25 protein-coding genes are annotated in these 21,317 nt (G+C 69.6%); 13 read left to right on the forward strand and 12 right to left on the reverse strand.

Going from position 1 to position 21,317, the window contains the following annotated elements; all coding sequences use genetic code 11:
* Nucleotides 1-15 precede the first annotated feature (15 nt).
* The gene (locus ACH34T_RS41880; protein ID WP_396026580.1) at nt 16-1,788 is read left to right on the forward strand and encodes a hypothetical protein; all 1,773 of its coding nucleotides are present in this window, start codon (nt 16-18) and stop codon (nt 1,786-1,788) included.
* A 69-nt stretch (nt 1,789-1,857) separates the two neighbouring features.
* On the opposite strand, the gene ACH34T_RS41885 is transcribed toward ACH34T_RS41880, so the two are convergent.
* The 4 genes from ACH34T_RS41885 to ACH34T_RS41900 form a co-directional block, all read right to left on the reverse strand.
* The gene (locus ACH34T_RS41885) at nt 1,858-2,424 is read right to left on the reverse strand and encodes an HD domain-containing protein (protein ID WP_396026581.1); all 567 of its coding nucleotides are present in this window, start codon (nt 2,422-2,424) and stop codon (nt 1,858-1,860) included.
* 49 nt (nt 2,425-2,473) lie between these two features.
* Nucleotides 2,474-2,929, reverse strand: a complete 456-nt coding sequence (locus ACH34T_RS41890; protein WP_396026582.1) for a GntR family transcriptional regulator — start codon at nt 2,927-2,929, stop codon at nt 2,474-2,476.
* Between the two features lies 1 nt (nt 2,930).
* Nucleotides 2,931-3,287, reverse strand: a complete 357-nt coding sequence (locus ACH34T_RS41895) for a hypothetical protein (protein WP_396026583.1) — start codon at nt 3,285-3,287, stop codon at nt 2,931-2,933.
* Between the two features lie 83 nt (nt 3,288-3,370).
* Nucleotides 3,371-3,652 (reverse strand): hypothetical protein, encoded by a 282-nt coding sequence (locus ACH34T_RS41900; protein WP_396026584.1) that lies wholly within the window; start codon nt 3,650-3,652, stop codon nt 3,371-3,373.
* Between the two features lie 173 nt (nt 3,653-3,825).
* On the opposite strand from ACH34T_RS41900, the gene ACH34T_RS41905 reads away from it, so the two are divergent.
* Nucleotides 3,826-4,557 (forward strand): XRE family transcriptional regulator, encoded by a 732-nt coding sequence (locus tag ACH34T_RS41905; protein ID WP_396026585.1) that lies wholly within the window; start codon nt 3,826-3,828, stop codon nt 4,555-4,557.
* Between the two features lie 227 nt (nt 4,558-4,784).
* Nucleotides 4,785-5,519, forward strand: a complete 735-nt coding sequence (locus ACH34T_RS41910; RefSeq protein ID WP_396026586.1) for a hypothetical protein — start codon at nt 4,785-4,787, stop codon at nt 5,517-5,519.
* A 301-nt stretch (nt 5,520-5,820) separates the two neighbouring features.
* Here ACH34T_RS41910 and ACH34T_RS41915 read toward each other — a convergent pair whose 3' ends face one another.
* On the reverse strand, nt 5,821-6,420 hold the full coding sequence (locus ACH34T_RS41915) for a DUF2637 domain-containing protein (protein ID WP_396026587.1): 600 nt from the start codon (nt 6,418-6,420) through the stop codon (nt 5,821-5,823).
* Nucleotides 6,413-6,634: a hypothetical protein gene (locus tag ACH34T_RS41920; protein ID WP_396026588.1), complete on the reverse strand. Its 222-nt coding sequence runs from the start codon at nt 6,632-6,634 to the stop codon at nt 6,413-6,415. Before ACH34T_RS41920 ends, ACH34T_RS41915 begins: the two co-directional genes overlap by 8 nt.
* A gap of 237 nt (nt 6,635-6,871) precedes the next feature.
* On the opposite strand from ACH34T_RS41920, the gene ACH34T_RS41925 reads away from it, so the two are divergent.
* From ACH34T_RS41925 to ACH34T_RS41945, 5 genes are all read left to right on the forward strand, one after another.
* Complete coding sequence (locus tag ACH34T_RS41925) at nt 6,872-7,390, forward strand: hypothetical protein (protein ID WP_396026589.1); 519 nt, start codon at nt 6,872-6,874, stop codon at nt 7,388-7,390.
* Complete coding sequence (locus tag ACH34T_RS41930) at nt 7,387-8,433, forward strand: peptidoglycan-binding protein (RefSeq protein WP_396026590.1); 1,047 nt, start codon at nt 7,387-7,389, stop codon at nt 8,431-8,433. The genes ACH34T_RS41925 and ACH34T_RS41930 overlap by 4 nt, the downstream gene beginning before the upstream one ends.
* The gene (locus ACH34T_RS41935) at nt 8,430-9,218 is read left to right on the forward strand and encodes an ABC transporter ATP-binding protein (RefSeq protein ID WP_396026591.1); all 789 of its coding nucleotides are present in this window, start codon (nt 8,430-8,432) and stop codon (nt 9,216-9,218) included. The genes ACH34T_RS41930 and ACH34T_RS41935 overlap by 4 nt, the downstream gene beginning before the upstream one ends.
* On the forward strand, nt 9,215-10,408 hold the full coding sequence (locus tag ACH34T_RS41940; RefSeq protein WP_396026592.1) for an ABC transporter permease: 1,194 nt from the start codon (nt 9,215-9,217) through the stop codon (nt 10,406-10,408). Before ACH34T_RS41935 ends, ACH34T_RS41940 begins: the two co-directional genes overlap by 4 nt.
* Nucleotides 10,409-10,484: 76 nt before the next feature.
* Entirely contained in the window at nt 10,485-10,847 is a 363-nt protein-coding gene (locus ACH34T_RS41945; protein WP_396026593.1) for a hypothetical protein, read from the forward strand.
* On the opposite strand, the gene efeU is transcribed toward ACH34T_RS41945, so the two are convergent.
* From efeU to ACH34T_RS41965, 4 genes are all read right to left on the reverse strand, one after another.
* Nucleotides 10,844-11,704, reverse strand: coding sequence for an iron uptake transporter permease EfeU (gene efeU / locus ACH34T_RS41950; RefSeq protein WP_396026594.1), 861 nt, complete (start codon nt 11,702-11,704; stop codon nt 10,844-10,846). The two genes, ACH34T_RS41945 and efeU, sit on opposite strands and share 4 nt — an antisense overlap.
* A 92-nt stretch (nt 11,705-11,796) precedes the next feature.
* A complete protein-coding gene (locus tag ACH34T_RS41955; RefSeq protein WP_396026613.1) occupies nt 11,797-12,996 on the reverse strand; it encodes an HRDC domain-containing protein in 1,200 nt (399 codons plus the stop codon).
* Between the two features lie 283 nt (nt 12,997-13,279).
* Nucleotides 13,280-13,846, reverse strand: coding sequence for a DUF3000 domain-containing protein (locus ACH34T_RS41960; protein WP_396026595.1), 567 nt, complete (start codon nt 13,844-13,846; stop codon nt 13,280-13,282).
* Between the two features lie 208 nt (nt 13,847-14,054).
* Nucleotides 14,055-14,291 (reverse strand): hypothetical protein, encoded by a 237-nt coding sequence (locus ACH34T_RS41965; protein WP_396026596.1) that lies wholly within the window; start codon nt 14,289-14,291, stop codon nt 14,055-14,057.
* Nucleotides 14,292-14,486: 195 nt separating this feature from the next.
* Between ACH34T_RS41965 and hemE the strand changes: the two genes are divergently transcribed.
* Nucleotides 14,487-15,503 carry a uroporphyrinogen decarboxylase gene (gene hemE / locus ACH34T_RS41970; protein ID WP_396026614.1) on the forward strand — a complete coding sequence of 339 codons (1,017 nt, stop codon included), beginning with the start codon at nt 14,487-14,489 and terminating at the stop codon, nt 15,501-15,503.
* Here hemE and ACH34T_RS41975 read toward each other — a convergent pair.
* Nucleotides 15,500-16,591 (reverse strand): DUF4349 domain-containing protein, encoded by a 1,092-nt coding sequence (locus ACH34T_RS41975; RefSeq protein ID WP_396026597.1) that lies wholly within the window; start codon nt 16,589-16,591, stop codon nt 15,500-15,502. The two genes, hemE and ACH34T_RS41975, sit on opposite strands and share 4 nt — an antisense overlap.
* Nucleotides 16,592-16,738: 147 nt before the next feature.
* On the opposite strand from ACH34T_RS41975, the gene hemG reads away from it, so the two are divergent.
* From hemG to ACH34T_RS41990, 3 genes are all read left to right on the forward strand, one after another.
* Complete coding sequence (hemG, locus tag ACH34T_RS41980) at nt 16,739-18,211, forward strand: protoporphyrinogen oxidase (protein WP_396026598.1); 1,473 nt, start codon at nt 16,739-16,741, stop codon at nt 18,209-18,211.
* Nucleotides 18,168-18,866: a hydrogen peroxide-dependent heme synthase gene (gene hemQ, locus ACH34T_RS41985; protein WP_396026599.1), complete on the forward strand. Its 699-nt coding sequence runs from the start codon at nt 18,168-18,170 to the stop codon at nt 18,864-18,866. Before hemG ends, hemQ begins: the two co-directional genes overlap by 44 nt.
* Before the next feature lie 73 nt (nt 18,867-18,939).
* Complete coding sequence (locus tag ACH34T_RS41990) at nt 18,940-19,533, forward strand: hypothetical protein (protein WP_396026600.1); 594 nt, start codon at nt 18,940-18,942, stop codon at nt 19,531-19,533.
* Between the two features lie 65 nt (nt 19,534-19,598).
* Here the strand turns inward: ACH34T_RS41990 and msrB are convergent, their stop codons facing one another.
* Entirely contained in the window at nt 19,599-20,000 is a 402-nt protein-coding gene (msrB, locus tag ACH34T_RS41995; protein ID WP_396026601.1) for a peptide-methionine (R)-S-oxide reductase MsrB, read from the reverse strand.
* A 51-nt stretch (nt 20,001-20,051) separates the two neighbouring features.
* Here msrB and ACH34T_RS42000 point away from each other — a divergent pair, with 51 nt between their 5' ends.
* Nucleotides 20,052-21,134, forward strand: coding sequence for a DNA polymerase domain-containing protein (locus ACH34T_RS42000; protein ID WP_396026602.1), 1,083 nt, complete (start codon nt 20,052-20,054; stop codon nt 21,132-21,134).
* Nucleotides 21,135-21,317: the final 183 nt, after the last annotated feature.

The raw sequence follows: 21,317 nt of genomic DNA on the forward strand, positions 1-21,317 counted from the left end.
AAACCTCCGGCGAGCGTGGAGTTTGATCAAACACTTACCGTGGTTTATGGCGCTAGTGATACCGGTAAGTCGCTAATTGCAGAGTCGATCGAGTACATGCTTGGAGGCTCGAAGCTGGCATTGCCCACGGAAGCGGAGGGTTATAGCCAAATCCTTCTTGGATTGCTCCTTCCGAATGGTACCCCACTTACCCTGCTGCGCACTCCAGGCGGCAACAATATCTATATTCATCATGAAGATCTGAGGAGCCTTGTCGTCCGAACGCCGGACACGCAAGTCACGGCGACTCACACAGTGAGAAGTAAGAATAGTTTGTCTATCTTCCTGCTCGATCAGATGGGCCTGGGTAGGCTAAAGATTCGCAAGAACGAAGCTGGTAACGCTCGAACATTGAGTCTCAGCGATCTTGTTCACCTTTCAGTCATCCCTGAAACGCGTATGGTTGACCCACTTTCCCCGGTACGCCGTTCGAGATCTGCTAGCGGCAAGACCGCTGCTGCATCAGTTATGAGACTTCTGCTTACCGGAGACGACGATCCTGATATTGTTGGAGGTCCTAACGCAGGACAGCGTCGGGTAAATAAGGGTCAGATTTCTCTGCTCGATCAGATCGTAGTTGATCTGCATCAAAAGTTGACTAGTAGCGAAAATCCCAGGGAGTTGCGCAACCGGCAAATACGCCTGCAAACTTCAATTGATGAGCATTCCAACGCTTTGCAAGTTATCACAGGTCGCCATCTGGATGCGATTACAGCGAGAATGCAAGCAGCAGAGGAATTGGCTCGACTCGAATCGCGTTTGGCGGAGATTAGTGACCTAGTGACCAGGTTCCTCCTCCTGGAGGCCCAGTACGAGTCTGATCTGGCTCGTCTGGAAATGGTGACCGAAGCCGGCAGCATTCTTGGATTTTTCCAGGCAGGTACGTGTGTGTTTTGTGGTGCCGAAGTGGAACACCAAAACCCGGGCCACGGCGAGCACGAAGCTACGCAGCTCCACGTCGCGGTACGAAATGAGACTGCGAAGACCAACACTTTACTGGCAGATCTTCGGCCGACGATCCAAGACTTGCGCATTGAGTTTGACGAGCTAGGCGCTCAGCGAATGTCACTACTGGAGGAAAATTCGCGGAGGGCTGAGGAGATCAACGCAGTCGAGCAGGAAATTTCACCCCTGCGCCAGCGCATGGAGGAAAGCTTGCGAGTTCGCTCGTCCATTGAGCGAGATCTGGAATTGCATGAACGAATCGAGGAGCTTGAGGAACGACGCTCGCAATTGGACGCAGCGGGAGCAGTGTCCTCTCGGCGGCCGGCTGGACACATTCCCAGTAGAGTTATGTCTGTTTTCGATGAGACGCTCCGTCGTACGCTGGAGGCTTGGCAAGTCCCTTCCGTGGAATTTGCCGAGTACGACCAGTATGAGATGGACGTACGTGCGGGTGGCCGACTCCGCTCCGAGCGCGGAAAGGGCGTGCGCTCAGTTTTGCATTCGGCGTTTACGACTGCGCTTGCCAAATACTGTTCTGAAAATTCTAGACCCCGGCTCGGTTTTATTGTTCTCGATTCTCCTGTGGTTACTTATCGAGATCCGATCGGGGGGCCCATCGGTGACGACGTTGATATGACAACCAACGTGGTAGATCATTTCTATCGGGATATGCTCGACTATCCAGGGCAGGTCGTAATCATCGAGAACGGGGACCCCCCTGTCGATGTTGATTCCCAGGCGCGGACATACTGTTTCGTCGGCAGCGCCGGGGGGAGATCCGGTTTTTTCCCTAAGCCGGATTAGAGTTGCCTGCGATGCAGACCTCCATTCGCAACCTTCATGCAACCTGTCTGCGAGAAGCAGGCTGTTCGGCTAATGCTGCGTTCTCAAATGGTGCGTCTTCTGATGGATCTCGTAAACTGCGCTTACTAGGCGTGGTTCGGCGCGGTTGATGAAGCGGGCTACGATGTGAGCGGGTCCGTAGCGCGTGCGGATCTCAGCGATGCGAGTGTCTACGTCTGTTAGTTCACCGACGGGGCTTGTGGTCATGTCGCAGTAAGTTAGGGCGGATTCCAGATAGGTTGTGTGGAGTGGAAACTCGCGGATGTGGGTAGTGGCTAGGCCGCGCTCGCGGGCCTCAATTAGTGCACAGGAGTGGTGAGCTACAAGGCGGCACAGGTGGGCGTCGGCGTGGTGAGTGTCACGTAGGTAGCGGGCACCGTCTAGGGGGTGGAAGCCGGTGTCTATGAGGTCGGGGGCATAACCGATGTCGTGGAGCCAGGCGGCGGCTTCTAGGAGTTCGGCCTGGTCACCGAGGATTGGGGCGAGGGTGCGCGCTTGGCGGGCTACGCCTTGGGTGTGGGCCCAGCGGCGGGGGAGGGGGGTCTCTAGGTGTTTGCGTGCGAGGTTGCGTGCCCATGCGACGGTGTTCTTCTTCATGGGGTCGACGCTACGAGGGTGGGTGTGGACGTCCACGGGCGTGTGTGGATCATCTGGGGACGTCTTGGCGGACGTAGCGTCCCTTGCCATGGAAACATGTGACCAGGCTGGCGGCTTCGAGGGCGAGGAGGGCCGTGCGCGCTGTGAAGCGGGATACGCCGTGGCGTCGGGCGAGTTGAGCCTCGCTTGGTAACGGGTCGCCTGGTTGGAGGTGACCGGTCTCGATCTGCTGGCGCAGGTTCGCGGTGATGTCCTCGGAGCGGGTGCGTGGCTGGGTGGCCGGGTCGTGGACGTAGCGCCCGACGCCGGTGCGAACGGTGATGAGGCCGTCGGCTTGCAGGGTGGACAGGGCCCGCCGCACGGTGTTCCGGGCTACTCCGAACTCGGCGCAGAGCGCGGCCTCGCCCGGTAGGCGGGTGCCGGGGGCGTAGGTGCCGTCTGTGATGCGTTGCCGTAGCGCGTTGGTGATCTGGACGTACGCGCCCCATGCCGTGCGGCGGGCCATGTCAGAACTGGTCGTCTCTGAGGGCGTCGAATGCCGCCGAGACCCAGGGCGTGAGAAGGATGTTGAGCTTGTCTGCGGCGAGGTCGACGCGGTTGCAGGGCGTCAGCCACAGGCCGGTGCTCGACTGATACCACCACTCGCCGTTGCCCCATGCCACGGAGATGCTCTCGCCGATGGTCGGGGCATCCTTGGGGTACACGCGCAGCATTGGGCGGTGTCGGCCGGTGCGGATTTCGGTTGTCCAGCCGTCGCGGCGAAGGGCGTGGGCGAGGCGGGCGAGGTGCCAGAGTCCTCGCCATAGGCCGCTGTAGGTGGGCAGAGGCAGCGCGGCCGGTGCCTCCGGGGGATTGCTACGCACCGACCGCGCCACCTCCGTCCCTCCCCCTGGGACCGCCCTCCCCTTGGCGGTCCGCTCTGGTGACGGCTGCGAGTCTCGCGCCATCACCAGGTCCCGGCGCGCACGACCACGGCGCGGGCGGCCTCGTTGACGAGCGCCTCGCGCAGCTCGGCGGCGCTCGACCGGATCACCGTGGGGTCGACTCCGGCGGACTTGTCGTGCAAGCTCGCGACCCAGTCCCCGGGACGTCCGTCCCGCTTCACGCCGCGCCAGATCCGGTGACCGGTGAAGTCCCGGCGCAACGCGGCGAGTGCCTCGTCCGCCGAACGCTTCGAATCGGTGTCGTGTTGGGTCGAAGTGGCCTGCTGGGGCCATTCGCTGGGCATGGGTCGTCTCCTTGGCTTGCGTGTGGGTCATCGGCGAAGAGGCGCGGTCTTCGCCGGTGATCTGAGCCTTTCGCCCTGGTCGGGACCTCTCCATCGGCATCTAGGGACGTCTAGGGACGTCTTCTGTTAGCGTCGTTCCCGCGTCGTTGTCCCTTGCGCATGCGGGAGGTTCGATGAACGACTTGTTGCGACGTGCCCTTGCCGACGCGCACATGACCGAAGCCGGCGCTGCGGCCCGGCTGGGCGTCGACCCCAAGACCGTCCACCGATGGGTCGCCGGACGCGTGCCCTACCCACGCCACCGGACGAGGATCGCGTCACTCGTCGGACGAGACGAGGCGGACCTCTGGCCACAACTCACGATCGCGAACGTCCAGGCAGAGACGCCAGTGGTCGAGATCCTTGCGACCTACCCGCACCGGTGGGCCGTGCCTCGTCCGGTGTGGCAGCAGCTCTTCAGCAGGGCGCGGGACGAGATCGGCATCCTGGCCTACGCGGGACTCTTTCTCGCCGAGGACACCGGCATCATGCGGGCACTTGCCGAGAGAGCACGTGACGGCGTCAGCGTGCGCATTCTCCTCGGAGACCCGGACGGGACGTGCGTTGCTGAGCGTGGCAGCGATGAGGGCGTAGGCGAATCCATGGCCGCGAAGATCCGAAACGCCCTCGTCCACTACCAGGCCCTAAAGGACGTGGAGGGCGTAGAGATCCGGCTGCATGACACTGTCCTGTATAACTCGATCTACCGCGCCGATCACGACCTACTGATCAACCCACACGCCTACGGCATCGCCGCATCCCACGCGCCGATCTTGCACCTGCGGCGGGCAGGAGACGGCGACATGGCGAGCACCTATCTGGAGAGCTTCGAGCGCGTATGGTCCGGAGCCTCCCCGATGGCCTAGGGCGTGTCCCGTGTTCTTTGCACTCGGAGTCTGTGCAGAGTTGCCGCACATCATCGGGGCGGCCCGAGACCCGCCGCCCACGCCGCCGACTCGGTGCCTGGGCCCAATCCAAGCTACGAGCCCTGTCCCCCGAGCAGGTTCGCAACCGTCCAACTCTGGCCACTGATAAGGCTCCTGAGCATGTAAATCAATGGCCGTCAAGCTGCTGATATGAAACAATCTGGCATATGGTGACCAATGAAGACCATGCGGAAACAGTCGTAACTGGTGATGCAAACTGCCCGCTCCCGATGGCCCATGATCGCTTCGAGGAGGCCCACTGGTTCCTTCACCAAATGATGGACACCTATCACCACCCGGCCATTTTCAGGTACAGTACGAACGCATTCCTTAGCGCCTTGAAGGCAGTTGCGGAAATGTTGCGAACTGAAATGAAGGCTAATGGGCATGAGGTCTGGGTTGGGCAGATGTTTGAGCGCTTCAAAGCAGATCCTGTCCTACTTAAATTCAATAATAGCAGGAACATTGTTATTCATCACCGATCGCTACTGCATGGCAGTAGGATCGAAACCGGACTTTTTCGGGGCCGGAAATTGAAGTTGGCTAGCCGGATTGATGTGGATCACGATGCCGACAGTGGTGACATACTTTCGTTTATTCAATCCAAGTGGCTCGGCTCTATGCTTGACGAAGGACATTCAGCATTGAATGAGCAGCTTGGCGTTAGGCGCACTTACTTGGTGTCCGAGATAAGTGAAAATGAGGACGTTTTCACTGCTTCAAACCGAGCCTGGTCGAGGATCAGTTCAGTTCTTTCGGAGGCGCATAGTTTGCTCAGTTCCTCTTTTCCTGCAATTTCCGAGGCAGATCGTCAGGCGCATGATGTAGACCATATAAACCTTCTTCTAGAGATGGATATTGACCCTGGTGCTCTAGAAAGATGGGGATGGCTGGAGGAGTAATGCGCTGGCCTGTTTACGCTTAAGCATCGAATTCTGTGCTTGCTGTCCACCGAGCCGGTGATCAACTGTTGGCTCGGAGGACGCGTAGGACGACAGAGGGGCCACCTTTGGGACGACCCAGGCCGGCACGAGCGGGGGGCCGGGCGGGGCGTGTTGAATTAGGTAGAGATTGACCAACGACGTTGGCCGGTGGTTTGAGTCCGATCTCGGGCCAGGCCAAGCACGATCAAGTGGGCGTTGGCGGCACGTAGAAGCCCCAGCCACAGCCCGAGTTGGGACGTGACTGGGGCTTCCTTGCTATTCACTCTGAGGCGGGTTCCTCCACGTTGGTGATGATCTGTTTTATCTTGCGGCGGTCGATGCCGTACTTCTCGGCGAGGTGGCGCTGGGAGACCGGACGGCCAGGGCCCTGCAAGCTCGCTCTGTACTCGTCCAAGACTGCCTGTTCCGGCGTCTGCTCCACTTCGGTGCGAGGATGTTCCGGCGCGGTGTGTTCCTCGTCCTCGATGAGGCCACCACGTGCAGCGCTGCGAGTGAGGGTCATCAGGAGTTCGAAGCTCCCCACGAGGGCGAGTGCTGGCCATGCGCTGACTATCGCGCCTATGACGCCGTGGGACGCGCCGTGTGCCACGTTGGCGCCGACCGTTGCCACGATGCCCACGGCGAGGCTCCACATGGCCAAGGGTGGTGCGGGTTGCTTTCGGCGGCTGGCGTCCAGCATCACCATGGACGCTGCCCAGATGAGGCCGTCCACCGTGAACGGGACGAGGCGTGCGGTCGGACCCGTCTCGCCGTGCGAGTGGACGAGTTCGTAGGCGTGGCGGTACGAGATGACGGCTGCGACGGCGGCTACCGCCACCACGGCAAGCGCGGTTGTGATTCTGATGAGCCGGTCAGTCACGGGACAACTCCCTTCGCCACTCGATCACGCAGGGGTCGTCCTCGCCGTGGGTGATGAGTCGTTCGGTGAGCATCAAGGCTGTGATTGCGGAGTTTCGGTCGAGTGGGCGGGGGCTGGTGGTGACGTGCCAGCCGCAGTCTGTGCGGGTGGCGGTGGCGATGGTTTCGCCCTTCAGGACGACGGTCATCGTGTGTTCGGTGATCTCTAGGGACATGAGCGCCTCCTCTCTCGTCCGGGGAGCCACGGGAGCCAGGGCCGGGAGCCAATGAGGCTCGATCCGGTCCGACTCGCCGCGACTCACCCGGACGTTTTTGCTGGTGAGAGGGCTCCTTGTCGATGTCTCCCGACGTGATCCGATTCCGGCGGAGGCTGCACGGTTAATGCGGGTTTAACCCTCTGGTTGGTGGTGTGTTCTTCGTCCGGGGTGTGTGGCCTCGGCGGAGAGGGAGTGATGGGGCATCGGGTTCGGGGCGTGGTGATCGCGGTGGTCGTCGTGGTCGGGCTTGCCGGGTGTGGGAGCGATGGCGGGGGCGGGGTGGCCAGCGCGGGCGGGTCGGGGGCGGCTCGGGCGTCGGCTTCGCCGTCGTCCGGGAAGTCGCTTTCGCCGGAGGACGCGCAGTTGAAGTTCGCGCAGTGCATGCGGGAGAACGGGGTGGACGTTCCCGATCCCGGCGCCGGGGACGCGGAGTCGATGCGGCTGGGCAAAGGGAGCGACCGGAAGAAGCTGGGGGCGGCTCTGGAGAAATGCCGGTCGTGGCTGGAGGCGGGCGGGAAGCTCCCCGACATGAAAGACCCGAAGGTGCGGGACCAGTTCGTCAAATTCGCGCAGTGCATGCGCGAGCACGGCGTGAATGTGCCCGATCCGGGGCCGGACGGGCAGATCAAAATGCCGTCCGGGGGCATCGACCAGGGCGCGGCGGAAAAGGCGCGTGAGGCGTGCAAGGGCAGCCTTCCGGGAGTCCGGAAGTGAGGCGCGGCATTGTCGCGGGCGGCGTCGCGGTCGTGGTGGTGGCCGGCGGGGGGAGCGTGCTCGCCTGGTCGGCGGACGGCGACGAGGCGGAGACCGGGCACGAGGCGCCGCTGCGGACCGTCGCGGTCGGCCGGGGCGATCTCGTGGACACCGAGACGGTCGACGGGAAGCTCACCTACGGCGACGTCCGAGAGGTGTGGACGGGCGCGTCCGGTGTCGTGACGTGGGCGCCCGAGGAGGGCGCGACGGTCAAACGGGGCGGGACGCTGCTGAAGGTCGCGGGCGAGCCCCTCACGCTCATGTACGGCGGCAGCCCCATGTACCGGGTGCTCAAGAATGGCGACTCCGGCAAGGACGTGCGGCAGCTCGAACGGAACCTGCGCTCTCTCGGATACGGCGCCATGACCGTGGACGAGGAGTTCACCGGGGCGACCGAGGCGGCCGTCAAGGAATGGCAGGACGACCGCGGCCTTGAGCAGACCGGAATGGTCGACGGCGCGCAGGTCGCCTTTCTGGACGGGCCCGTGCAGGTACGGGAGGTCAAGGCCCCGGAAGGGAAGCAGACGGCGAAGGGGCAGCCCGTCCTGACGGTGGCCGGAACGCGGCGGGTCGTCCATGTCGACCTGGACGCGGACAAGCAGGACCTCGCGCGGAAAGGCGCGAAGGTCTCCGTGGAATTGCCGGGCGGCGCCAAGGTCGCGGGGACGATCAGCGGCATCAGTGAGGTCGCGGAGAGCACCGGGGAGGGGCAGGACAAGAAGACCACGATCGGCGTCGACATCGCGCTCGGAAGCGCCGGGACGGGACGGTTCGACGAGGCGCCGGTCAGCGTCGAGCTGGAGAGCGAGCGGCGGAAAGGCGTCCTGTCGGTGCCGGTGGAGGCGTTGCTGGCGCTGCGCGGGGGCGGCTTCGGCGTCGAGGTCGTGGACGGCGGGCGGCGGCGGCTCGTGCCCGTCGACGCCGGGGCGTTCGGCGGCGGCCGGGTCGAGGTCGCCGGGAACGGCATCGCCGAAGGCGTGAAGGTCGGGGTGCCCGCCGAATGACGAACATCGTGGAACTGGCCGGGGTGGCCAAGGAGTACGGCGGCGGCGTCACGGCGCTGCGGGACGTGGACCTGGTGATCGAGGCGGGGGAGCTGACCGCGATCGTCGGGCCATCGGGGTCGGGGAAGTCGACGCTCCTGCACATGATCGGGACGCTGGACCGTCCGACCAGGGGCAGCGTGCGGGTCGCGGGGCACGAGGTGGCGGGGCTCAGCGACCGGGCGCTGTCGGCGCTGCGGGCGCGCCGCATCGGGTTCGTGTTCCAGCAGTTCCACCTGGCCGCGGGGGTGAGCGCGCTCGACAACGTCGCCGACGGGCTCCTCTACGGCGGGGCCGGGCGCGGGGAGCGCAGGGAGCGCGCGCGGGCGGCCCTCGGACGGGTCGGGCTCGGGCACCGGACCGGCCACCGGCCGCACCAGCTGTCCGGCGGCGAGCAGCAGCGGGTCGCGGTGGCGCGGGCGGTGGTGGGAGAGCCCGGCCTGCTGCTGGCGGACGAGCCGACCGGCAACCTCGACTCGGCGGCGGGCGCCGAGGTGCTGGCGCTGCTGGACGAGCTGAACCGCGCAGGCACCACCGTCGCGATCATCACGCACGACCTGGACGTGGCGTCCGGCACACGGCGCCGGGTGCGCATGCGGGACGGCCTGATCGTGGCCGACGAGCGAACACCCGCCACGGGAGCGCCCGCCACAGGAGCGCCCGCCACAGGAGCGCCCGCCACGGGAGCGCCGGGCGCAGGGGCGTCTGGCGCGGGAGTGTTCGGTACGGGGGTGGGTGAGCGATGAGGGCGGGGCTGGAACCGGCGCGGCTCGGGCCGGGGGACGTGCTGCGCGTGGGGCTCGGCGGGCTGCGGGCGCGTCCGGCGCGGGTCGTGCTGTCGGCGCTCGGCATCGCGATCGGGATCGCCACGATGGTCGCGGTCATCGGGATCTCGGCGTCCGGGAAGGAGGACCTGCTGCGGCGGCTCGACCGGCTCGGCACGAACCTGCTGACGGCGAAGCCGGGCGACACGCTGTTCGGCGACAAGGCCGCGTTGCCCGAGGCGGCGCCGGAGATGGTGCGGCGGATCGGGCCGGTCACGGCGGTCGGCGCGACGGGCTCGGTGGACGCGACCGTCCGCCGCACCGACCGCATCCCGGACGAGGTCACGCAGGGCATCTCCGTGCAGGCCGCGACGACGGACCTGCTCGGCGCCCTCGACGTGGCGACGGCGAGCGGACGCTGGCTCAACGCCGCCACGGCCCGCTATCCGGGCGTCGTGCTCGGCGCGGAGGCGGCGCGGCGGCTCGGCCTGGACCGGGCGGGCGGCCAGGTGTGGATCGGCGGGCGGTGGTTCGTCGTCCTCGGCGTGCTGCGGCCCGCGGAGCTGGCGCCGGAGATCGACCGGTCCGCGCTCGTCGGCTGGGACGCGGCGCGCCGCCACCTGGGCTTCGACGGGCATCCGACGACGATCTACGAGCGGTCGGCCGACGCCGCCGTCGACGACGTCGGGGCCGTCCTGGCCCGGACGGTCAACCCGGAGCGTCCCGAGGAGGTCGAGATCAGCCGCCCCTCGGACGCGCTGGCGGCGAAGGCGGCCGCGACCGGCGCGTTCACCGGGCTGCTGCTCGGGCTCGGCGCGGTCGCGCTGCTCGTCGGCGGGGTCGGCGTCGCGAACACGATGGTGATCTCGGTGCTGGAGCGGCGCCGCGAGATCGGGCTGCGCCGCTCGCTCGGCGCGACGCGCGGGCAGGTCAGGACGCAGTTCCTGGCCGAATCGCTGCTGCTGTCGGCGTTCGGCGGCGCCGTCGGGGTCGTCCTCGGCGCGGCGGTGACCGCGGGGTTCGCCTGGTGGAAGGGCTGGCCGCCGGTGGTCCCCGTGTGGGCGCTCGGCGGCGCGCTCGCCGCGACGCTCGCGATCGGCACGGCCGCGGGCCTGTACCCGGCGATGCGCGCGGCGCGGCTGCCGCCGACCACCGCCCTGGCCGCGGCCTGACCCTGGAACGCCGTGGCGGACGGGTGCATGATTGGGGCGCCGACGCTGTCTCGCCTGGGGGAGGTGTCTCACAGCCGTGCCGGTGCCACGCCCGCTCCGTGAGCGATGCCGGGAGTTCCTCGGGATCGACGGCGAGCTCCGCTACATCTTCCCCGCGACGTCGTACGGCGGCGGCGCGGGCTTCCTCTTCGTCGTCACCGACGACCAGGTCGCCGTGATCTCCACCGGCGTGATGAGCCGCAGCACGCCGAAGACCGTCTGGGGCAGCTATCCGCGCGGCACCCGCATCGGGCCGGTGGAGACCAACGTGGGCGCGTCGTTCGAGTTCGGGGGCGCGGTGTTCGAGCTGGACGACGAGTACGTCGCCGTCGTCAACGCGGCCGACGCCGAGATCTTCGCCCGCGACAGCCTCCCGGAGGACCCCCTCCCCGACCTCTAGGGGGTGACGGGCTCGGTGGTCGCGGGCCGCGCGGGCGCGGACGGCGACGCGCCGCGCAGGAACAGCGCCATCACCGGCACCAGGTAGGCGGCCCACATGACCAGCTGCAGCCACGTGATCTGCGGTGTGACGTTCAGGACGCCCTGGACGACGGTCTGCATCCAGTCGCCCGCCTCGCCGAACCTGGCGAAGAACACGTGCGGTTCCAGCGCGACGGCGTTCAGGCCGGGGAACACCTCGGCCTCCTGCAGGTCGTGGAAGCCGTAGCCGAACACGCCCGCGGCGACGACGATGAGCGCCGCGCCCGTCCAGGTGAAGAACCGGCTCAGGTTGAGCCTGAGGCCGCCGCGGTAGAGGAGGTAGCCGAGCGCGACGGCGACGGCGAGGCCGAGCAGCGCGCCGATGATCGGCTGCGTGGACCCGCCGGACGAGCTGGAGATGTTCGTCCACAGGAACAGCGCGGTCTCCAGGCCCTCCCGCCCGACGGCGATGAACGCGACGGCGGCGAGCGCGAGCGGCCCGACGTCCAGCGCGCCCTCCAGCCTGCCCTCCAGCTCCGCCTTGATCGACCGGGCCGCCTTGCGCATCCAGAAGACCATCCAGGTGACGAGCCCCACCGCGACGATCGACAGGATCCCGCCGAACAGCTCCTGCGTCTTGAACTGCATCTCCGAGGACGCGGCGCTCAGCGCGATCCCGAACCCGGCGGCGAGGGCGACGGCGACGGCGACGCCCGTCCAGACGGGGACGAGGGCGCGGCGGTTGCCGGTCCTGACGAGATAGGCGATGAGGATGCTCACGACGAGGGCGGCCTCCAGGCCCTCGCGCAGCCCGATGAGGAAGTTGCCCACGAGCATCGCCGCGCTCCTCCGGATCCCGGCTGGTCAGCCGACTTTAGGCAAACCTAACCTAAGCCAGTGTGGGTCGCGCGGCCGGCCCCGGCAAGGGCTCAGAGATCCCCTTTGTGCTCCAGCCGGAGGAACGCGCGGGCCAGGGACTTCGCGGTGAGCTCGACCTGCCAGCGGCGGGCGCCGAGGTCGCGGAGCGCGGCGGCGATCGCCGAGGCGGACGCCTCGGGCGGCGGCGTCCAGGCCAGCCGGCGGACGGAGTCGGGCTGCATGAGGTTCTCCGACGGCATGGAGTGCTCGTCGGCGAGGGCGGCGATGACGGCGCGGGCGGCGGTGAGGCGCTTGGCGGCCTCCGGGTCGCGGTCGGCCCAGCGGTGCGCGGGCGGCGGGCCGTCGCCGGGCACGGTCGGCTCGGGCAGCCCGCGGTCGGTGAGCTCGCGGGCGCGGGCGACGGCGCGCAGCCACGCGGACTGGTGCCGGCGGGCGCCGCGTCCCCGCATCGTCGGCAGCGCCTGCAGCTCGGCGGGCGTGCGCGGGGCGCGCTGCGCCAGCTCGATGATCGCGGCGTCCTGCAGGACCCGTCCAGGGGACAGGTCCCGCTCGCGGGCGATCTTGTCGCGGGCCTCCCAGATCTCCCGGACGGTGGCGAGCGCCCGCCGGTTCCGCACCCGGTGGATGCCGGACGTGCGGCGCCACGGGTCGGCCCGCGGCGGCTTCGGCGGCGTCGTCAGGATCGCGGCGAACTCCTCCAGCGCCCACTCCAGCTTGCCCGCGGCCTCCAGCTCGTCGTGCAGGGCGTCGCGCAGCTCGACCAGCAGCTCGACGTCCAGCGCGGCGTAGCGGAGCCAGTCCTCCGGGAGGGGGCGCGTCGACCAGTCGGCCGCCGAGTGCCCCTTCTCCAGCAGGAAGCCCAGCACGTTCTCGACCATGGACCCGAGCCCGACGCGCGGGTAGCCGAGCAGCCGCCCGGCCAGCTCGGTGTCGAACAGCCGGCGCGGGACGAGCCCGACCTCGGCGAGGCAGGGCAGGTCCTGGTTGGCGGCGTGCAGGACGAGCTCGGCGTCGGCGATCGCGGCGTCGAGCCCGGACAGGTCGGGCAGCGAGATCGGGTCGATCAGGGCCGTGCCCGCGCCCGCGCGGCGCAGCTGGATCAGGTAGGCGCGCTGCCCGTACCGGTAGCCGGACGCCCGCTCGGCGTCGACGGCGACCGGCCCGGCGCCCGCGGCGAACGCCGCGATGACACGTTCCAGATCCGCGTCGTCGGTGATGACGGGCGGGACGCCCTCGCGCGGTTCCAGCAGCGGGACGGGCGGGGGACCGTCACCGTCCTCGGTGGACGGCCGCGCCGCGGCCTGCTCTGGAACGGTCCCGGACCGCGTCGCGGCCGTGGTCTCAGCACCGGTCTCCCGCTCGGGACCGGTGGCGCGCGTTTCGGACACTCCCACTGAACCTTTTTCATCTTCGGGCCGACGAGCCGTGCGAGGCTTCCGGGACACGGACGGACGAAGAAGGCTGCCTGCCCCCGTGCGCACTCCCGCCGCGTCGGTCTCGGACGCTGTGCTCACGTCCCCTACCGTACGTCGCTCAACCGGTTGCGCCGTTCGGCCGGTCAGGCAGCGCGGCGACGCCGGCCGGCGGCAGCCCAGCCGTCGTGCACATCACCTCGCACCAGGCCACCACGTGCGGGGCGAGGTCGTCGCCCGTCGGGGACCAGGACGCGCGCAGCTCCAGCTCGGTCGTGGACGGCTCGTCGCGCTTGTCGCCGAAGCTCTCCGACACCGCGCGGGTGATCGTCCCGGACACGCCCGCGTACCCGGCGGGCTCCAGCGACTCCAGCAGCCAGTCCCACGCGACGGAGCCGATCAGCTCGTCGGCGGCGATGTCGGGCTCCAGGTCGGCGCGGATGTAGGCGACGACGCGGAAACCGTTCGTCCAGCCGCTTTCGCCGTCCGGGTCGTACAGGACGATGAGGCGGCCCATGGCCACCTCGGTGTCGTCGTCGCGGTAGACGCTGCCGGACAGGGCCGCCGCGTAGGGCGCGAGGCTCTGCGGGGCGGGCATGTCCTCAAGGTCGAGTTCCGGCCGGACGCCGGGCCCGTCGAGGATCTCACGCAGCGTGTCGAGGGCCCGCTGGAAGGCAGGTGGGTTCATGGGTGGACCGGCCTGATCGCGGGGGAGTGGTCGGGGGCGTGGTGCGGGTCGGATCCCGGGTGGGATCTCAGGTGGGCGATGTCGGGATCGGGACGATGGGCCGCCGCGCGCGGCGACGTGCCCGGCGGGGACGTCGGCGGCGGCGCCGGGGGAACACGGAGGGGAAACAGGCACAGCACAGGTGGTTTCGTTTCGGGGGCCGGGCCGTTCAGGCGACGGCCCGCACGGTGGCGGCGCGGACGGCGGACGAGCCTGACGCCAGGGCGGCCAGAGCCGGAGCGGGGGCGGCGGGGAGCCCGGTGGCGCCCGGCGCGGTCAGCGGCGAACCGACCAGGACGGCCGCTCCGCACTCCACGCAGGCCCGCTCGGGACACTCCGCACCATGACCGTCCGGACACGGCGGCTGCTCGAACACGCGTTCATCACCGCAGGTGGAACAGTACAAGGGGGACCTCCCTCGGCTATGACACGCATCACGTTCGCATGCGGCGGTGACAGAATGCGGGACTTCGCTCGGCGTGTCCGGAAGTTCGTGCCGCTCCGGGGGCCGTTCCCGTGCTTTCTCACCGTCGTTTCGTGGGGTCCCGCCTTTTCGTGGCACCATCGCAGCGTGACTGAGAGCCCCGCTGAGAGTCCGTTCCTGCTGGCCTGCCGCCGTCGTCCGGTGCCGCACACGCCCGTGTGGTTCATGCGGCAGGCCGGACGTTCGCTGCCGGAGTACCTGCGCCTGCGCGACGGCGTCCCGATGCTGGAGTCCTGCGCCCGCCCCGACATGATCGTCGAGATCACCCTGCAGCCGGTGCGCCGGTACGCGGTCGACGCGGCGATCTTCTTCAGCGACATCATGGTGCCGCTCAAGGCCATCGGCGTGGACCTCGACATCAAGCCGGGCGTGGGCCCGGTCATCGCCGACCCGATCCGCGACGCGGCCGGACTGGACGCGCTGCGCCCGCTCGAACCGGACGACGTCCCGTACGTGACCGAGGCCGTCGAGGGCCTGGTCGGAGAGCTCGGCTCCACTCCGCTGATCGGGTTCGCCGGGGGGCCGTTCACGCTCGCCTCGTACCTGATCGAGGGCGGTCCCTCCAAGAACCACGAGCGCACGAAGGCCATGATGTACGGCGAGCCCGAGCTGTGGGCCGACCTCATGTCCCGGCTCGCCGACCTCACGATCGCGTTCCTGAAGGTGCAGGTCGCGGCCGGGGCGAGCGCCGTGCAGCTGTTCGACTCGTGGGTGGGCGCGGTCGCCGCGCAGGACTACCGCGAGTCCGTGCTGCCGCACACCCGCCGCATCTTCGCCGAGACCGAGCCGCTCGGCGTCCCGCGCATCCACTTCGGCGTCGGGACGGGCGAGCTGCTCGGCCCGATGGGCGAGGCGGGCGCGGACGTCGTCGGAGTCGACTGGCGGGTGCCGCTGGACGAGGCCGTCAGCCGCGTCGACCCCGGCAAGGCGCTGCAGGGCAACCTCGACCCGGCGCTTCTGTTCGCCCCGTGGGAGACCGTGGAGCGCCGGGCCCGGGACGTGCTCGCCCGCGGCCGCACCGCCGAGGGCCACATCTTCAACCTGGGGCACGGCGTGCTGCCGTCCACGGACCCGGACGTGCTGGCCCGCCTCGCGGACCTCGTCCACGAGGCGAGCACCGAGGACACGCCCTAGGCGGGCGGCGGCGGCCCCTTCGGCGATCCCGCGCCTGACGCGCCTGACGCGCCGGGCGGGCTTGACGGGCCGGATGGACCGGATGCGCTGGACGGGCCAGATGCGCTGGACGGGCCGGAGCCGACGGCGGCCTTCTCCGGGCCGGGCGGCGGCGGGCCCGGCCTGCGGGGCGACGTCGGACCCGGGCCGCGTCCGAACCGCTCGCGCAGGCGGTGCCGGAACGCCAGCACGGGAACGGCGATCAGCGCGGCCATGACGAGGAACGGCAGGAGCCAGGCCAGCACGATGGCCGCGCCGGTCACGAACGCGGCGAACGCGCTCCACCCGTCGCCGAGCGCGTCCACGAACCCGCCGTCGTCGTCCTTCTTGGGCGCCGCGGGCTCGCTCTGCAGCGTGACCGTCACGGTCGCGTACTGGGTGCGGTTCTTGAGCGACTTCTCGCGCGCCTGGAGCGCCTCCAGGTCGGACTCCCGCTCCGCGATCTCCTGCTCGACGTTGATGATCTCGCTGACGGAGTTCGCCCGTTCCAGCAGCTTGCGGAACGACACGAGCGTCGCCTCCGCGGAGCGGACGCGGGCCTCGACGTCCGCGACCTCGCCCGTGACGTCCTCGGCCTCCTGGGACAGCGACAGCTTGGTCCCGAGCTGCGTGCTGAGCTGGTTCAGCAGCTCCGTGTACCGGGCGGACGGGATCTTCAGGGCGATCTCGGAACGGGCCGGTTCGCTCGAACTCGACTCCCGCTCGACGTAGCCGCCCGCCGCCGCGACCATCTGCTTGGCCTTCGTGGCGGAGGCGTCCACGTCCCCGGCCCGCACCCGGAGCTGGGCCGTGTGGACGACCTCGCGCCCGCTGTCGAGGGGCGCCTGCGGCCCCTTCCGGGCGCCGGGATCCCCGTTCCTCCCGCCCGTCCCGTCCGCTCCGTTGCGGGTGCCGCTCGTGGCCGCCGGCGCGCCCGCGCCCCCCTGGTCCACGGCCTTCGACTCGCTCCCGCCGTGGTCGCCGCCGCCCCCGCAGGCGGCCAGCGTCCCGGCGAGCAGCAGGACGACCATCGCGTACGTGACCTGCCTGACATTCCTGACGATCCGCATGGGCCTTGGACGGAGATGGCGCAGGTCACAGTTCCGGCGAACGCGTAGCGATCAGGGCACGAACAGGGCACACGGACGTCACGGCGTCCGCGCCGCCCGCGCCGGACCCGGTGCGCGGTCCCGCGAGGCGTCTGGGAGGCTGGGGGCATGTCCACGTCCCACGCCGTCGTCGTCGGGGGCGGCATCGCGGGCCTCGCCGCCGCGCGCCTGCTCGTCCAGGGCGGGGTGCGCGTGACCGTGCTGGAGGGCTCCCCGCGCATCGGCGGCAAGCTGCGGGTCAGCGAGATCGCCGGCGTCCCGGTGGACGAGGGCGCCGAGGCGATGCTCGCGCGCCGTCCCGAGGGGCTCGACCTGGTCCGCGACCTCGGCCGCGGCGACGACCTGGTGAACCCCGGCACCACCTCCTCGGCGATCCTCAGCCGGGGGGCGCTGCGGAAGATCCCGTCCGGGCAGGTGATGGGCGTCCCGTCCGATCTGCGGGCGCTGGCCGCGTCCCAGGTGCTGTCCCCGGCGGGGCTGGCACGCGTCCCGCTCGACCTCGTCCTGCCGGAGACGCCGCGCGGGGACGACGTCTCCGTCGCCGCGTTCATCGGCGCCCGCGTCGGCCGCGAGGTCGTCGACCGGCTCGTCGAGCCGCTGCTCGGCGGCGTGTACGCGGGACGCGCCGAACTGCTGTCGTTCGACTCGACGCTGCCCGCCGTCGCCGCCGCCGCCCGCGGCCACCGGTCGCTGATCGGCGCCGTGCAGGGCGTCCGGGAAGCCGCGCCCACGAACCCGGGACCGGTGTTCGCCACCCTGCCGGACGGCCTCGGCGCCCTCCCGCACCTGGTCGCGGACGACCTCGCCGCCGCCGGGGCGACGATCCGCACCGGCGCGACCGTCCGCGAGCTGCGCCGCCGCGACGGCGGCTGGCGGCTCACCGTCGGCCCCACCCGCGACCCCGAGTACCTGGACGCCGACGCCGTCGTCGTCGCGGTTCCGGCGGCGCCCGCGTCCCGGCTCCTGAAGCCGGACGTCCCCGCCGCCGCCCGCGAGCTCGCCGGCATCGAGTACGCCAGCATGGCGATCGTCACGCTCGCCTGCCCGGCCTCCGCGTTCCCGCGCCTCCCCAAGGGCAGCGGCTACCTCGTCCCGGCCGTCGAGAGCGATCCGGAGCGCGGCGGACGCGGCGTCAAGGCCGTCACGTTCAGCTCGGTGAAATGGCCTCACCTGCGCGACCGCGACGCCGGGATCATCGCGGTGCGCTGCTCCATCGGCCGGTTCGGCGAGGAGCGCACGCTGCAGCGGACCGACGGCGAGCTGATCGCCGCCGCGACGGCCGAGCTGGCCGCGACCTGCGGCGTCGCCGGTCCGCCCGTGGAGAGCCGGGTGACCCGGTGGGGTGGCGGCCTCCCCCAGTACAACGTGGGCCACGCCGACCGCGTGGCCAAGATCCGGGCCGCGGTCGCCGGAGAGCCGGGGCTCGCCGTCGCGGGCGCCGCCTACGACGGCCTGGGCATCCCCGCGTGCATCGCCTCGGCGCGCGCGGCCGCCGCCCGGATCCTGGACGACCTGCGCACCCGAGAAGGAGCACCCCATGACGCAGCCGGCGGGCAAGCCGAAGGCACGCGAACTCAATGACGTCATCCGCTACACGATGTGGTCGGTCTTCCGGCTCGCCAGACCGGGCACGGTAGGCGGGCACGACGTGGCCGAGGTCCAGGACGTCCTCGACCAGGCCGCCCAGAAGGACGTCACCACCCGCGGCGCCTACGACCTCGCCGGGCTGCGCGCCGACGCCGACTACATGTTCTGGTGGCACGCGCCCACGTCCGACGAGCTCCAGGACGTCTACACCCGGTTCCGCCGGACGTTCCTGGGCCGCGCCAGCGAGCCGGTGTGGTCGCAGATGGCGCTGCACCGCCCGGCCGAGTTCAACAAGAGCCACATCCCGGCGTTCCTCGCCGACGAGGAGCCGCGCGACTACGTGTGCGTGTACCCGTTCGTCCGGTCCTACGAGTGGTACCTGCTGCCGGACGAGGAGCGCCGCGCCATGCTCGCCGAGCACGGCAAGATGGCGCGCGAGTACCCCGACGTCCGGGCCAACACGGTGGCGTCGTTCGCGCTCGGCGACTACGAGTGGATGCTGGCATTCGAGGCCGACGAACTGCACCGCATCGTCGACCTGATGCGGCATCTGCGCGGCGCGAGCGCCCGGCTGCACACCCGCGAGGAGATCCCGTTCTACACGGGCCGCCGCAAGCCGCTCGCCGAACTCGTCGCCGGCCTCGCCTGAGTGTTCCGTCCCCGCAGGTGGGAACGCGTCAATCCGGCCGAAGACGCGCGGGAACCTGAGTAGGGTGCCGTCCGTGAGCAAGTCTCCCGACGGGCGGACCCGCGGACGTCACGCGCGGCCGCCCTCCGAGTTCGAGATCCGCTGGACGCGCCTGGCCGCGTGGCCGCGCCGGTCGCCCCGCCGCCGGCTGGCCGCGGCCGCGACGGGGAGCGCGGCGGCCGCGGCGCTCGCGGCGGCCGCCGTGCTGCTGGCGCTGCCCGGCGGCTCCGAGCCCGGTTCAGGCTCCGATGCCGCCGCCGTCGCCCGCACCGCCGCGGCGCCGTCCCCGTCCGCGTACGAGACGACCGGCGCCGTCGGCGATCCCGACGAGGTCAGCGGCGCGGTCCCGTACCTCGCCACCAGGGACCCGGGCAAGAAGGTCGTCAAGCACGTCACGGACGTCCGCCGCAGCGGCGCGTTCGTCCGCGTCTACACCGATCTCGGCGAGGAGGACGAGAACTCCGCGCCCGCCGTCGACCTGTGCGAATGGACGACCCAGTTCCTGCGGGACGCGGGCGACGACGCACCCCGCGTCTTCGTCCACGGGGAGAGCGCCGACAACGGCAGCGTCGTCCTCGCCAACAAGCAGAGCGACAAGGACGACTGCGAGGTCGCGGAGACCCGCTAGCGGCCGGTGCGGAAGCCGGAAACCGGAAGCCGCCGTGAGCCCGTCGCGGCAGGCGCGCGGGCCGCCTATTCGGCGGGTTCGAGGGTGAGCGAGATCGAGTTGATGCAGTACCGGTCGTCGGTCGGCGTGTCGTAGCCCTCGCCGTGGAAGACGTGGCCGAGGTGCGAGTCGCACACCGCGCAGCGCACCTCCGTGCGGGCCATGCCGAGCGAGCGGTCCTCGATCAGGGTGACCTTGTCGGAGTCGGACGGCGCGTAGAACGACGGCCAGCCGCAGTGGCTCTCGAACTTGGTCTCCGAGCGGAACAGCTCCGTCCCGCAGGCGCGGCACCGGTACACGCCGACGGTCTTGGCGTCGGTGTACTCGCCGGTGAAGGGCTTCTCGGTGCCGGCCTCCCGCAGCACGCGGTACTCCTCGGGGCTGAGCTCCGCCCGCCACTCATCCTCGCTCTTGCGGATCTTCTCCATACCGTCGACCGTACCCGCCGCCCTGTCCGACCAGTGGGTTAACGTGCTGCTATGGCCTCGCCCTACATCGAGATCCCGGTCGGGGATCGGCTCGTCAAGGTGTCCAACCCCGACAAGGTCTACTTTCCCGAGCACGGCTACACCAAGCGGCAGCTCGTCGAGTACTACGTGGCCGTGGGGGAGGGCATCCTGCGCGCCACCCGCCACCGTCCGACCACGCTGGAGCGCTGGCCCGCCGGCGTCTTCGAGGGCGCCCGGATGGCCACCCGGGAGGACTACGCGCGCGGGCAGCAGGGCGGGGGCGCCGGCAAGTCCGACGCGTTCTACCAGAAGCGCGTCCCGAAGGGCGCGCCCGACTGGGTCCGGACGGCCAAGATCGCCTTCCCCAGCGGACGCTCCGCCGACGAGGTGTGCCCGACGGAGGTCGCCGTGATCGCGTGGGCGGCCAACCTCGGCACGCTGACGTTCCACCCGTGGCCCGTGCGGGACGGCGACGTCGACCACCCCGACGAGCTGCGCGTCGACCTCGACCCGCAGCCGGGCACCGACTTCTCCGACGCCGTCCGCGTCGCGCTCGGCCCGGCCCGCGAGCTGCTGGCGGAGCTGGGGCTCACCGGCTTCGTGAAGACGTCGGGGAAGGGCGGCGTGCACATCTACGTCCGGATCGAGCCCCGCTGGACGTTCACCGAGGTCCGCCGGGCCGCGCTGGCGTTCGGCCGCGAGGTGGAGCGCCGCGTCCCGGACGAGGTCACCACCCGGTGGTGGAAGGAGGAGCGCGGCGAGCAGGTCTTCATCGACTACAACCAGAACGCGCGCGACCGGACGATCGCGTCCGCCTACAGCGTCAGGCCGGCCCCGCACGCGCCCGTCTCGGCGCCCCTGACCTGGGACGAGCTGGCCGACGCCGACCCGCACGACTTCACCATCGCGACCATGCCGGCCCGTTTCGCGGAGCTGGGCGACGTGCACGCCGCCATCGACGACGAGGCGTTCTCGCTTGAGGGCCTGCTCGACCTCGCCGACCGCGACGAGCGCGACCACGGCCTCGGCGACATGCCGTATCCGCCCAACTACCCGAAGATGCCGGGCGAGCCGAAGCGCGTCCAGCCCAGCAAGGACACCGGCAACCGCTGACCGGCCGGCGGGCCGCGATCGAGCCGCCGCCGCGCCATTGTCGGCACTTTCGTGCAGCGGGTTCTGCCCGCAGAATTGCCCTGGCCGATTCCGGACAATTCAGTTTCGGCGGGGTGAGCTGGCTCCCTTGCGTTGATGATCAAATTGGTCACAATTCGCGCCTTTCAGTAATTGCCCGGGTCA

Source organism: Actinomadura sp. 9N215 (genome assembly GCF_044326345.1).
In the GTDB taxonomy this organism is placed as follows: Bacteria; Actinomycetota; Actinomycetes; order Streptosporangiales; family Streptosporangiaceae; genus Spirillospora.